Here is a 12,756-nt window from a genome sequence, read left to right as displayed (position 1 = left end):
GGTCTGAGGCACGCCACGGACTGAGGCACGCCATGCGCGCCACGGTCCGCGCACGCGCGTCCGCGGCGGCCGCTGCCCCGGGGCTCCCCGCTCCGGGCAGCGGCCCCGCCGCCGTCCGCGCCGCGAAAAAAGGCCGAACGTCCTGCTCTGCGCGGCGTTAGCATGCGGGAGCATGACGGACACCCCACGCCCCCAGGGCGCCCCGGAGAAGCCCGTCCTCGACGGTCTCGAGGAGAAGTGGTCAAGGCGCTGGGACGAGTCGGGTGTATACGCCTTCGACGCGGAGCGGGCACGCACGGCACCCCGGGACGAGCTGTTCGCCATCGACACCCCGCCGCCCACGGTCAGCGGCTCCCTGCACGTCGGACACGTCTTCTCGTACACGCACACCGACACCGTCGCCCGCTACCAGCGCATGCGCGGCCGGAACGTCTTCAACCCCATGGGCTGGGACGACAACGGCCTGCCCACCGAGCGCCGCGTCCAGCACCACTACGGCGTCCGCTGCGACCCCGCGCTGCCCCACGACCCGGACTTCACCCCGCCCGCGGCGCCCGGCAAACGGCAGATCCCGATCTCCCGGGAGAACTTCATCGAGCTGTGCGAGCGGCTGACCGCGCGGGACGAGCAGGCCTTCGAGGACCTGTGGCGCCGCCTCGGCCTGTCCGTCGACTGGTCGCGCACCTACCGGACCATCGGCGCGGAGGCGCGCGCCACCTCGCAGCGGGCCTTCCTCGCCGACCTCGCCCGCGGTGACGCCTATCTCGCCGAGGCACCCACCCTGTGGGACGTCACCTTCCGCACGGCGGTCGCCCAGGCCGAACTGGAGGACCGGGAACGGCCCGGCGCCTACCACCGGCTCGCCTTCCGCGCCGCCGACGGCCATGGCGTCCCGGTCGAGACGACCCGCCCCGAACTGCTCCCCGCGTGCGTCGCGCTCGTCGCGCACCCCGACGACGAGCGCTACCGCGACCTCGTCGGCACGACCGTGCGCACCCCGCTGTTCGACGTCGAGGTGCCCGTCCTCGCCCACCGGCTCGCGGCGCCCGACAAGGGCACGGGCATCGCCATGGTCTGCACGTTCGGCGACACCACGGACGTCGTCTGGTGGCGTGAACTGCGCCTGCCTACCCGGCCGGTGATCGGCTGGGACGGCCGCTTCCGCGCCGAGCCGCCGAGCGGCGTCGACGCGCCGGACGCCGTGGCCGCGTACGCCGAACTCGCGGGCGCCACCGCCCACACCGCGCGCGAACGGATCGTCGGGCGCCTGCGCGAGCACGGCGAGCTGCACGGCGAACCCCGGCCCGTCACACACGCGGTGAAGTTCTTCGAGAAGGGCGACAAGCCCCTGGAGATCGTCACCACCCGCCAGTGGTACGTCCGCAACGGCGGTCGCGACGAGGGGCGCAGGGCCGAACTCCGCGCGCGGGGGCGGGAGCTGGTCTGGCACCCGCCGCACATGCGCGTGCGCTACGACCACTGGGTGGACGGCCTCAACGGCGACTGGCTGATCAGCCGTCAGCGGTTCTTCGGAGTCCCCATCCCGCTCTGGTATCCCCTCGACGGCGACGGCACTCCCGACCACACCCGTCCGATCGTCCCCGACCCGGCCACGCTGCCCGTCGACCCCAGCGCGCAGACCCCGCCCGGCTACGACGCGTCCCAGCGCGGCGCCCCGCACGGCTTCACCGGCGACCCGGACGTCATGGACACCTGGGCCACCTCGTCGCTCACCCCGCAGATCGCCGGGCGGCAGCTCGCCGACCCGGAGCTGTTCGCCCGTCTCTTCCCGATGGACCTGCGCCCGCAGGCCCACGAGATCATCCGCACCTGGCTCTTCGCCACGGTCCTGCGCGCCCACACCGGACACGGGACGCTGCCCTGGCGGCACACGGCGATCTCCGGGTGGATCCTCGACCCCGACCGCAAGAAGATGTCGAAGTCGAAGGGCAACGCCGTCACCCCCGACGACCTGCTCCGCACGCACGGTTCGGACGCGGTCCGGCACTGGGCGGCGAGCGGCCGGCCCGGCACCGACACCGCCTTCGACACCGGCCAGATGAAGATCGGCCGACGGCTCGCGACGAAGCTCCTGAACGTCGGGAAGTTCGTCCTGGGCTTCGAGGCGACGGACGCGGCCGTGCGCGAACCGCTGGACCGGGCGCTGCTCGCCGACCTCGCCGCCACCGTCGAGGAGGCGACGGCCGCCTTCGACGACTTCGACTACACCCGGGCGCTGAGCCGCACGGAGACGTTCTTCTGGCGCTTCTGCGACGACTACGTGGAGCTGGTCAAGGCCCGCGCCTACGGCGACCACGGCGGCGCGGCCGCCCGCGACTCCGCCCGCGCGACCCTGCGGACCGCCCTGGACACGGTGCTGCGGCTGTTCGCGCCGATCCTGCCGTTCGCCACCGAGGAGGTCTGGTCCTGGTACGCGCCGGGGTCGGTCCACCGGGCCGCGTGGCCGTCGGCGGAGGGGGTGCTCGCGGGGGCGCGGGGCGGCGAGGGGACCGGCCGGGCCGAGGACGGTCCGGACGACGGGGGCCGGGAGGCGGGCGACCCGGACGGGAGTGTGCTCGTGACGGCCGCCGAGGTCATCGCCGGGGTGCGCAAGGCCAAGTCCCTCGCCAGGCTCTCGATGCGCGCCGAGATCGCGACGGTCGTCGTGCGCGGACCGCGGGACGCGCTCGACCGGTTCGCGCCCGCCGCGGCGGACGTGCGGGCGGCGGGGCGCGTCGGTGAGGTGGTCCTCGAAGTGGCGGACGGGGCGGACGGGGCGCTCGCGGTGGAGGTCCTGAGGTAGCTCCGGCGCCGCCGTGGTGCCGGTGTCGGTGGTTGTTCCGGAAGCGCGGCCACCGCTCCGGCCTGCGGAAAGTCCGCTCCTGGGGCTGGCGGGGCCCGGGGTGGTTCGGGGTAGTGTGCCCGGGTGACAACGCATTCGAACACTCCTGCAGGCTGGTACCCGGACCCCCAGGGCGCCTCCCAGCTCCTCCGCTGGTGGGACGGCTCCCAGTGGACCGACCACACGAACCAGGCCCCGCAGGACGCGACGGCCCAGGCGGCCGCGCAGGGCCAGCAGGTCCCGCAGCAGCCGGGGCAGGCGGCCCAGTTCAGCAAGGCCCAGGCCCCTGCCCAGGCCGTCCCCGCCGCCCCGGTCGCGGACCCGGCCAGGGTCCAGCGCCAGGTGCAGCAGCAGGCCGGCGTGAACCCCACCTCGCAGGGCGGCGGCACGCTGTTCAGCGAGCCGGTCCTGGTGGTGAACCAGAAGGCCAAGCTGATCGAGCTGACGAACGAGTACAGCGTCATGGACCAGTCGGGCAACCAGCTCGGCTCGGTGGTCCAGGTCGACCAGAGTGCCATCAAGAAGGTGGCCCGCTTCGTCTCCAGCATCGACCAGTTCATGACGCACAAGCTGGAGATCCGGGACGCCCACGGCACCCCGCAGCTGCTCATGACCCGGCCCCGGAAGTTCATGAAGTCGCGGGTCATCGTGGAGCGCCCCGACGGCCAGGTGGTCGGCGAGATCGTCCAGCAGAACGTCATCGGCAAGATCAACTTCGCGATGAACGTCAACGGCCAGCAGGTCGGCGCGATCAAGGCGGAGAACTGGCGCGCCTGGAACTTCTCGATCGTCGACCAGTCGGACAACGAGGTCGCCCGGATCACCAAGACCTGGGAAGGCCTCGCCAAGACGATGTTCACGACCGCGGACAACTACGTCCTGCAGATCCACTACCAGCTCCCGGACCCGCTCCTGAGCCTGGTCGTGGCGACGGCCCTGACCGTCGACACCGCGCTCAAGCAGGACTCGCGCGGCCTCGGCTGAGAAACGGCCTCCGGGCCGACGGATGTGGGTGCCGCACGGCACGTACGCGTACGACGAAGCGACCGCTCCCCGACGAGGGCGCCCCGCTGCGGGGCCCGCTCGCTGCGGGGGCGGTCGCTTCGTCGTGTGTCCTTGTCGTACGGCCTCGTTGTCTGCCCTCGTCGTCTGCCCGAGCCGTACGTCCCCGGTCTACGTCCGCAGGGGAGCGGCCGCTTCGGGCTGGAGCGGGATAGAGGGCAGGTAGTCGGCCGCCGCGTCCGGCACGGGGGAGGGGCCCGGTGCGAGGACAGCTGCCGGTTCGGGTGCCTGTTGCGGCCCGCGCGCGGCGGCGGTCTGCGGGGACCGGGTGAGGACCACGACCCCGTACGCGGCGATCAGTGCCCCCGTCGCGGCGAGGAGCACTCCGCCCGCGCCGCCCCGCAGCCGCTCGCCGAGCAGGGCGATGCCGATGGCCGCCGCGGCGACGGGGTTGGCCAGCGTCACGACGGCGAGGGGTGCGCCGAGGCCGCCGCGGTACGCGGTCTGCGACAGCAGCAGCCCGCCGACGGCGAACGCGGCGACGAGCAGCGCCACGACCACGACCTGCGCGTCGAGCACCGGCCCCGAGCGGTCCGTCGCCGCGACCGTCACGGTCTGCGTGAGCGCGGACGCGACACCGGAGGCGAAGCCGGACGCGGTCGCGTGCCGCAGACCGGGGCGGGTGCCGGGCCGGGAGAGCAGGCCGACGACGGCCATCGTCATCCCGGCGACCGCCACGGCCTCCGGCAGCGACAGCGTGTCGTCGGGCTCGGGGCCGGACGCGGTGAGCAGCAGGACACCCAGGCCGATCAGGGTCAGGCCCGTGCCGCGCCACTCCGGCGGGGAGACCCGCCGCCCGGCCAGGCGCGCGCCCAGCGGCACCGCGGCCACCAGCGTGAGCGCGCCGAGCGGCTGCACGAGGGTGAGCGGACCGAACTTCAGCGCCGCGACGTGCAGCAGCGCCGCCGACGCGTTGAGGCCGACCGACGCCCACCACGCGCCACTGCCCAGGAGCCGCGTCACCCGGCCGCCCGTGTCCGCCATGCGCGCGGCCAGGCGCTGCTGGGCGACGGCGGCGGTGGCGTACGCGGCGGCGGAGACGAGGGAGAGGAGGACGGCGAGCAGGGTGGCGCTCATCGGCCGGCTCCGGAGGCGGAGGGCACGGGGGCGGGGGTGGCCGTGGTGGCGGACGAGGTGGCCGGGGCGACCGGCTCGTGTGCGGGGAGCGCGGGCGGTGCGGACGGCGCCGGTGTCCACATGGGTGCAGGTGTCGTCGTCGGGGCGGACCTCCGCACGATCCGGGACCGGGCCGGGTGCGGCAGCCGGATCACGGCCAGCGCGATGCCGAGCAGCGCGCCCGCGGCGAGGGCGTCGAGCCAGTAGTGGTTCGCGGTGCCGACGACGACGAGCAGCGTGAGCAGCGGATGCAGCAGCCACAGCCAGCGCCACCGGGAGCTGGTCGCGACGATCAGGCCGACGGCCACCATCAGCGCCCACCCGAAGTGCAGCGACGGCATGGCGGCGAACTGGTTGGCCATCGAGTCGGTCGCGGGCTCGGCCGCGTACACCGAGGGGCCGTACTTCTGCGCCGTGTCCACGAGGTGCGCCGCCTCCAGGAGGCGCGGCGGCGCGAGCGGGAAGGCCAGGTGCAGCGCGAGCGCGGCCGCGGTGAGCGCGGCGAGGATCCGCCGGGCCCAGACGTAGTGCCGGGGGCGGCGCACGTACAGCCACACCAGGAAGAGCAGCGTCGCAGGGAAGTGCACGGTCGCGTAGTAGGTGTTCGCGACGTGGACGAGGCTGTCGCCGCTCAGCAGGACGTCCTGCACGGAGCCCTCGCCCGGCAGGCGCAGGAACCGCTCCGCGTCCCAGACGCGGTGGGCGTTGCGGAACGCCTCGGCGGTATGGCCGTTGGCGAGCTGCCTGCCGAATTTGTAGACGAGGAAGAGTCCGACGACGAGGAGCAGCTCGCGCGCGAGCGGCGGCCGGGCAGGGGTGTCCGGTCGTCCGGAGGCTATCTCCGGCTCCTGTTCTGCAGGCTCGGTGCGGGAATCCATCCGCCGGCCCCTTTGCATGACGACTGGGTGGTGCGGTGATGAGTGAGTCCCTGTTGTTCCACTCATCGATACGCCAGTGTACCGATACGGGAGCGTACCGGTACACTGGCGTATCGGTAGGGTCCGCGGGAAGCGAACCGAGCGGGCCGCCGCACCGAGGAGACGAGAGATGACGCCGCGGGAACGGATTGAGGAGCACCTCTGCGAGCAGGTCGCGCTGTCGCGCCGCTCCAAGATCACACCCGAGCGTGAGCAGGAGTTCTACGACGCGGTCCTGGACCAGCTCCGTGAGTGCGGCTATGAGGCCGTGACCATGGAGGGCGTCGCGGCCCGTACGCGCTGCAGCAAGTCCACGCTCTACCGCCAGTGGAAGACGAAGCCCCAGTTCGTGGCCGCCGCGCTGCGCGCCAACCGGTGCGTGCGCTTCGCGGGCATCGACACCGGCTCGCTCGCCGGCGACCTGCGCGCGGCGGCGCGCGCGGCCGCCGCCTGGGCCGGGCGCGACACCATGATCGTGCAGGCGCTCAGCCACGCGGTCCAGCAGGACGAGGATCTTCAGCGTGCGCTCCGCGAGGCGCTGGTGGAGCCGGAGGTGCAGGCCGTCGACGGCTTCGTCGCGCGGGCCGTGGCGCGCGGGGAGATCGCCGCGGGCCACCCGGCGGCGGAGTTCGTCACGGTCCAGCTCTTCGGCGTGCTGCGGGCCCGGCCGCTGGTGGAGGGCGAGGACGCGGACGAGCGCTATCTGGAGCGGTTCGTGGAGGCGGTGCTCCTGCCGGTCCTCGGGCTGAGCGAGGGCCCCGCCCGCCCGGCCGCGGGGGAGGCCCCGGCCACCTGAACGTGGGCCCGGTCCGCAGGATGACCGGACGGGGCCCGCAGAGCGCCGCACCGTGGGGACGGGGGCGGCGCGCGACAAGAAGCCGGGCGTACCGATCGCGATCGGTACGCCCGGCTTCTCAGACCTGCTGGCCGTCGCCTCCGCCGCCCCCGCCGCGGGACTCCTTGATGCCCTTGGTGATCTGGTCCATGTACGACACCGACGGGGCGTCGTCGTGGTCGTCGATGCCGAAGCGGACGATCACCATCGTCATGTCGTCGGCGGGCGACTTGAACGCGAGCGACTGCACATAGCCGTCCGGGCCCTTGCGGTTCACGGCCTTCCAGCGGACCAGATAGCCCTTCTGCCCGGCCACGGTCACCGACTTCGAGGCGAGCTGCTTGTGGGACACCAGCTTGCCGCCGTAGATCTTGCCGCCGTACGACTCCTCGGCGTTCTTCTCGATGTCCGCCTTGGCCGCCGCCTCGGGGCTTGTCTCCCTGACCTTGAAGCTGCCGGCAGGGGCGGAGAAGGCGCCGCCGCGCACGCACACCTTCGCGCCGTCGCCGGGGCACGGGTACTTGCCCGTGGTGACGCCCGCGCCGAGGTTGCCGGACTTGCCCTCCCAGCCGTCCGGGACCGGCATGCTGATGCCGCTCGCCGTGTCGGCGGCGAACCCCTCCTCGGCCTGCGGGCCGCCGTCGGACGGGCCGGGCGAGGGGGAGCCCTCGGGCTTCTCGGGGCCGTCGTCGTCGCCCTTGCCGGGCTTCGAAGGCCCGGAGGACGCCGGGGTCTTGGCGGTGTCGTCGCCGTCATCGTCGTCGCCCGCGGTCAGCGCGTACACGCCGCCGCCGATGCCCGCGAGCACCGCGAGGGCCACCCCGACGACGACGGCCGTGCGCGCCCGGCGCCGCGGCGCCTGCGGGGGCTGTGGGGGGAAGGCGGGCGAGCCGCCCGGCGCGCGGACGGCATCCGTCCACATGGTCCCGTCCCACCATCGCTCGGACGGCGGGGCACCAGGTATCTGCCCGGGGTCGGGATACCAGCCCGGGGGAGTCGCGTGCGTCATGGGCGTCAGCGTAGGAGCAGCGCCTGAAAGTCGGATGAGAGGGGTCGGCGGAAATCGGCCAAGTGCGGCCGGAGCGGGGTTCAGTGACCGTCGACGACCAGCCGCGTCGGCGCCTGCACGGCGCCGAGGAGACCCCCCGGCCACAGTCCCGTGCGCCCCGGGGTGATCGAGCCGAGCACGCTCGGATGCCGGGCGCCCGTGCTCGCCGCGACGGTGCCGGGCAGGCCGTGCGCCGTCAGGAAGCCGAGCACCGCGAAGGCGTACGCCTCCTTCGCCGCCGACGCGAGCCCCAGCTCGTCCGAGCCGCGCACGGGCACGTCGGGCCCCAGCTCGGCCCGCACCATCGCCATCAGCGTGGGATTGCGGATCCCGCCGCCCGACGCCACCACCTCGCTCGCCTTCGCCGCGCGCACCGCGTCGGCGACCGTCACCGCCGTGAGCCGCGTGAGCGTCGCGACGACGTCCTCGGGGGCCAGCTCCTCGTACCCGGAGAGGGCCCGGCGCAGATAGTCCGGGTGGAAGAGCTCCTTGCCCGTCGTCTTCGGGGCGGGCAGCGCGTAGTACGGCTCGGCGAGCAGCCGGGCGAGCAGGTCCTCGCGCACGGTGCCGCGCGCGGCGATGGCGCCGTCCCTGTCGTACGTCAGGCCCCGCTCGCGGCCCTGCGGCGTCCACGCGCGGACCGCCGCGTCGATCAGGGCGTTGGCCGGGCCGGTGTCGAAGGCCGTTCCGTCCGGGGCGGTGATGTTGGCGATCCCGCCGAGGTTCAGGGCGACGGGGGTGCCGGGGCGGCCGCGCAGCCACATCTGGTCCACGAGGCTGACGAGCGGCGCGCCCTGGCCGCCGGCCGCGACGTCCCGCGGCCGGAAGTCGGCGACCACCGGCAGCCCCGTGGCCTCCGCGATCCACGCGGGCTGCCCGATCTGCAGCGTGCCGCGCACCTGCCCCTCGTCCACCCAGTGGAAGACGGTCTGGCCGTGCGAGGCGACCAACTCGGCCCGGCCCCCGCACAGTTCGCGGTCGGCCTCGGTGGCGGCCGCGGCGAAGGCCTGGCCGATGCGGGTGTCCAGGCGGCACACGGCCGCGAGGGTGGTGGCCGCCGGGGGCAGCGCGGCGGTCAGGGCCGCGCGCAACTCGTCGTCGTACGCGCGGCTGATCAGGCCCAGCGGTGTCAGGCGGAGGCTTTCGCCGTCGAGGGTGAGGTCGACGGCACCGGCGTCGATGGCGTCGTGGGAGGTGCCGGACATCAGGCCGATCACTCGCATGGGTCTCTGTCTCTCACTGGCGGGGTGGGGTGCGCCGGGGCGGCGTGAGGGTGCTCTTCCCCCGGGGGCCCGGAGTTAAAGGTGCCGCGGGGCGGGGCCTGGGTCCAGTCGTGTCCGGCCCCGGTCGGAAATGCCTGCCCCGCGAACTGCACCTGTCGGGAACCGCCGTCGGCCTCGCGCCGGCCGGGATCGGGCCGGGTGCGCTTCTCGGCTCGCTGCTCGGCGGCTGGCTCGCCGAGGCGTACGGGCTGCGGACCGGCCTGCTGGTGGCCGCCTGCGGGATGCTCCTCTCGCCGGTGCTGACGGGGTTCTCGCCGTTGGCGCGGTTGGGGCGGACGCTTCCTGGAAGGGGTTGATGCTTCTGGGGGTACGAGGCCGACGCTTTCGGGGAGTGGGGTTCCGGGTACGCGATGGTGGCCGCCCGCACAGCCCTCGGGACGGGGCCGCCCCGTGCGACGCGACCCTCACCCACCCGTCACCACCCGCTCCCGCCACCTCCCCACCCCGCCCCAAGCCCCGCGCAGCGCCCGCGCCTTGAGGAGCCACAGGGACAAGTCGTACTCGGCCGTGTACCCCAGCGCCCCGTGCAGTTGCAGCGCCGTCCGCGCCGCGTCGTACGCCGCCTCCCCGGTGGCGACCTTCGCCGCGGCCAGGTCCACCCGGGCCGCCGACCGGTCGCCGTCCCGCAGCGACACCGCCGCCCCGAACACCAGCGGCCGCGCGAACTCAAGACCCACCAGCACATCCGCGAGCCGGTGCTTGACGGCCTGGAATGACCCCACCGGCACGCCGAACTGCGTCCGCCCCCGCACATACGCCACAGTCCGGTCGAGGAGTGCGTACCCGACCCCCAGGCACTGCGCCGCCGTCGCCAGCGCCGCCCAGTCGAGCGCCCGCCCGGCCGCGTCGGCCGCCGCGTCCCCGGACGCCACCACCTCCCCGCCCGGGAGGAGCCGGGCGAGCCGCCGCGCCGGATCGAGGGAGGCGCGCTGCTCCGCGTGGCCGGGCGCGAGCCGCACCTCCCCGTCCCCGGCGGCGAGCAGCACCGCCGAGGCGTCCGCGTCCAGCGCGTACGGCCCGGTGCCGGGGAGGGTCAGCGTCGCGCTCGCCCCGCCGCCGACCAGCGTCGGCAGCGACCGCTTGGCGGGCTCCGACAGCCCCAGCTCGGCCAGGCGCGACAGGAGTGCTGTCGCCGCCACCGTCTCGACCAGCGGTCCCGGGACGGCGTGCCGTCCCAACTCGACGAACGCGACCGCCGTTTCGACGGGCAGCGGCCCCACGCCCTCGTACGCCTCCGGTGCCGCGAGCGCGAACACCCCGGCCGCGCCGAGCCGTTGACGGAGGGCGAAACCCGCCGCGTGCTCCCCGGCGGCCCAGGACCGCGCGGCCGCCGGTGTGCCCGCCGCCGTCAGCATGCCGTCCAGCGAACGGGCGAACTCCCGCTGCTCGTCGTCCAGGAGGAACCGCATCACCGGCGTCCCTTCGGCAGGCCGAGCAGCCGCTCGGCGATGATGTCGCGCTGGATCTCGTTCGTGCCCGCGTAGATCGGCCCGGCGAGCGCGAAGACGTAGCCCTCGGTCCAGTCGGTCGGAGGTGTCCGGTCGGACAGCTCGGCGTGCTCCGCCCTGTCCGGCGTCGACGGTTCCCAGGTCGCGCCCTCCGAGCCCGCTGCGTCCTCCGAGTTCTCCGTGCCCTCCGCGTCCTCCGAGTTCTCCGTGCCCTCCGCGTCCTCCGAGCCATCCGTGTCCTCCGCGCCCTTCAACTCCCCCTCCGCCCCCAGCAGATCCAGCGCCGTCTCGTGCACCCCGATGTCGTACTCCGACCAGAACACCTTGTTCAGGCTCGACTCCGCGCCGATCGCCTCACCCGCCTCGAAACGGGAGGCGTTGGCCCAGGTGAACAGCTGGTACGCGCGGGCGCCGATCACCGCGTCGGCCACCCGGTCGCGCAGCGCCGTGTCGGCCGGGTCGCCGTGCGCGCGCCACTCGCCGAGCAGCCGGTCGGCCGTCGCCAGGAAGCGGCCCGGTGAGCGCAGCGTCAGGCCGCGCTCCTCGCCCGTCGTCGCCATCGCGATCTGCCAGCCCTGGCCCGGCTCGCCGATGACGTCCTCGTCGGGCACGAATACGTCGTCCAGGAACAGCTCGGCGAACGCGGGCTTGCCGTCGATGCGGCCGATGGGGCGCACGGTGACGCCCGCCGCGTCGAGCGGGAACATCAGATACGTCAGGCCCCGGTGCGGCCGGTCCGCGGCCGCGTCGCTGCGGAACAGGCCGAACGCGCGGTCGGCGAACGCGGCCCGGGACGACCAGGTCTTCTGCCCGTTCAGGAGCCAACCGCCGGGCACCCGGCGGGCGGTGGAGCGCAGTGAGGCCAGGTCCGAGCCCGCCTCCGGCTCCGACCAGGCCTGCGCCCAGATCACCTCGCCGCGCGCCATCAGGGGCAGTATCCGTGCGCGCTGATCCGGCGTGCCGAAGTCGAAGAGGGTCGGCGCGAGCAGGCTGATGCCGTTCTGCGAGACCCGGCCCGGGGCGCCCGCCGCGTAGTACTCCTCCTCGAACACCAGCCACTTGACGAGGTCGGCGCCCCGCCCGCCGTACTCCTCGGGCCACGACACCACCGACCAGCGGTCCGCGGCCAGCTCGCCCTCCCAGGCGCGGTGGGCCGCGAACCCCTCCTCGGTCTCCAGCGAGGGCAGCGGGCGCGACGGCACATGCGCGGCGAGCCAGGCCCGCGCCCGCTGCCTGAACTCCTCCTCCGCCGCGCTGAATTCGAGGTCCATCCCTGGTCCGCCTCCCGCTCGGGCGCCTTCCCTAACAAGTGTTTGGTAGATTATCGTGAGGGGCAGACAATCGTCGAGGGCCGGTGCGGCCGAGGGGGTGTCGGGGGATGTCAGGTGGGGGCATGACGGCAGCGGTTCCCTATGTGTCCGGGCACGGCCTGCTCGACGGCCGCACCGCCGTCGTCACGGCGGCGGCCGGAGCGGGCATAGGCGGTGCCACCGCGCGCCGCTTCCTGGAGGAGGGTGCGCGCGTCGTCCTCGGTGACGCGCACGCGCGCCGCACCAAGGAGACGGTCGAGCGGCTCGCCGACGAGTTCGGCGCCGAGCGCGTACACGGCACGCCCTGCGACGTGACGGACGAGCCCCAGGTGCAGGCCCTGTTCGACCTGGCGGAGCGGCAGCACGGCCGCCTCGACATCGTGGTGAACAACGCGGGCCTCGGCGGCACCGCCGAGCTGACCGACATGACCGACGAGCAGTGGGACCGCGTCATCGACGTCACGCTGAACGGCACGTTCCGCTGCACCAGGGCCGCCCTGCGCCGCCTGCGTGCCGCCGGCTCCGGGGGCGTCGTCGTGAACAACGCCTCGGTGCTCGGCTGGCGCGCGCAGCCGGGCCAGGCGCACTACGCGGCCGCGAAGGCCGGAGTCATGGCCCTCACCCGCTGTGCCGCCCTGGAAGCCGCGCCCCACGGGATCCGGATCAACGCCGTCGCCCCCAGCCTCGCCCTGCACCCGCACCTCGCGAAGGTCACCTCCGCCGAGCTGCTCGACGAGCTGACCGCGCGCGAGGCGTTCGGCCGCCCCGCCGAGCCCTGGGAGATAGCCAACGTCATCGTCTTCCTCGCCAGCGGCTACTCCTCCTACATGACGGGGGAGACGGTGTCGGTCAGCAGCCAGCACGCCTAGGCGGAGAATGACCGTGTGCCGAAACA

At 74.1% G+C, this 12,756-nt stretch carries 10 protein-coding genes and 1 pseudogene; 5 read left to right on the top strand and 6 right to left on the bottom strand.

Features of this window, described 5'->3' with window-relative positions:
* Window positions 1–172: 172 nt before the first annotated feature.
* Window positions 173–2,803 (top strand): valine--tRNA ligase, encoded by a 2,631-nt coding sequence (gene valS, locus ACZ6AA_RS24580; RefSeq protein ID WP_471459978.1) that lies wholly within the window; start codon window positions 173–175, stop codon window positions 2,801–2,803.
* 123 nt (window positions 2,804–2,926) lie between these two features.
* Window positions 2,927–3,826, top strand: coding sequence for an LURP-one-related family protein (locus tag ACZ6AA_RS24575; protein ID WP_471459976.1), 900 nt, complete (start codon window positions 2,927–2,929; stop codon window positions 3,824–3,826).
* Between the two features lie 189 nt (window positions 3,827–4,015).
* Here ACZ6AA_RS24575 and ACZ6AA_RS24570 read toward each other — a convergent pair whose 3' ends face one another.
* Window positions 4,016–4,981, bottom strand: coding sequence for a DMT family transporter (locus tag ACZ6AA_RS24570; protein ID WP_471459974.1), 966 nt, complete (start codon window positions 4,979–4,981; stop codon window positions 4,016–4,018).
* Complete coding sequence (locus ACZ6AA_RS24565) at window positions 4,978–5,898, bottom strand: phosphatase PAP2 family protein (protein WP_471459972.1); 921 nt, start codon at window positions 5,896–5,898, stop codon at window positions 4,978–4,980. The genes ACZ6AA_RS24570 and ACZ6AA_RS24565 overlap by 4 nt, the downstream gene beginning before the upstream one ends.
* Window positions 5,899–6,067: 169 nt before the next feature.
* Here ACZ6AA_RS24565 and ACZ6AA_RS24560 point away from each other — a divergent pair, with 169 nt between their 5' ends.
* Window positions 6,068–6,733, top strand: a complete 666-nt coding sequence (locus tag ACZ6AA_RS24560) for a TetR/AcrR family transcriptional regulator (RefSeq protein ID WP_471459970.1) — start codon at window positions 6,068–6,070, stop codon at window positions 6,731–6,733.
* Window positions 6,734–6,851: 118 nt separating this feature from the next.
* Here the strand turns inward: ACZ6AA_RS24560 and ACZ6AA_RS24555 are convergent, their stop codons facing one another.
* Both ACZ6AA_RS24555 and ACZ6AA_RS24550 read right to left on the bottom strand, forming a co-directional pair.
* Complete coding sequence (locus ACZ6AA_RS24555) at window positions 6,852–7,781, bottom strand: DUF2510 domain-containing protein (protein ID WP_468454853.1); 930 nt, start codon at window positions 7,779–7,781, stop codon at window positions 6,852–6,854.
* 80 nt (window positions 7,782–7,861) lie between these two features.
* Window positions 7,862–9,043 (bottom strand): anhydro-N-acetylmuramic acid kinase, encoded by a 1,182-nt coding sequence (locus ACZ6AA_RS24550; RefSeq protein WP_468454855.1) that lies wholly within the window; start codon window positions 9,041–9,043, stop codon window positions 7,862–7,864.
* A 206-nt stretch (window positions 9,044–9,249) separates the two neighbouring features.
* Here ACZ6AA_RS24550 and ACZ6AA_RS24545 point away from each other — a divergent pair.
* Window positions 9,250–9,399 (top strand): annotated as a pseudogene (locus tag ACZ6AA_RS24545) (MFS transporter); the annotation flags it as partial.
* Between the two features lie 108 nt (window positions 9,400–9,507).
* Here ACZ6AA_RS24545 and ACZ6AA_RS24540 read toward each other — a convergent pair.
* Both ACZ6AA_RS24540 and ACZ6AA_RS24535 read right to left on the bottom strand, forming a co-directional pair.
* The gene (locus ACZ6AA_RS24540) at window positions 9,508–10,512 is read right to left on the bottom strand and encodes an acyl-CoA dehydrogenase family protein (protein ID WP_471459968.1); all 1,005 of its coding nucleotides are present in this window, start codon (window positions 10,510–10,512) and stop codon (window positions 9,508–9,510) included.
* Window positions 10,512–11,822 carry an acyl-CoA dehydrogenase family protein gene (locus tag ACZ6AA_RS24535; protein ID WP_471459966.1) on the bottom strand — a complete coding sequence of 437 codons (1,311 nt, stop codon included), beginning with the start codon at window positions 11,820–11,822 and terminating at the stop codon, window positions 10,512–10,514. The genes ACZ6AA_RS24540 and ACZ6AA_RS24535 overlap by 1 nt, the downstream gene beginning before the upstream one ends.
* A gap of 122 nt (window positions 11,823–11,944) precedes the next feature.
* Here ACZ6AA_RS24535 and ACZ6AA_RS24530 point away from each other — a divergent pair, with 122 nt between their 5' ends.
* Entirely contained in the window at window positions 11,945–12,730 is a 786-nt protein-coding gene (locus tag ACZ6AA_RS24530) for an SDR family oxidoreductase (protein ID WP_471459964.1), read from the top strand.
* Window positions 12,731–12,756 lie beyond the last annotated feature (26 nt).

The sequence above is a fragment of the Streptomyces sp. NPDC040610 genome (genome assembly GCF_055594065.1).
The sequence above is the reverse complement of the archived record's forward strand: the minus strand, read 5'-3'. Positions and strand labels throughout refer to the sequence as shown.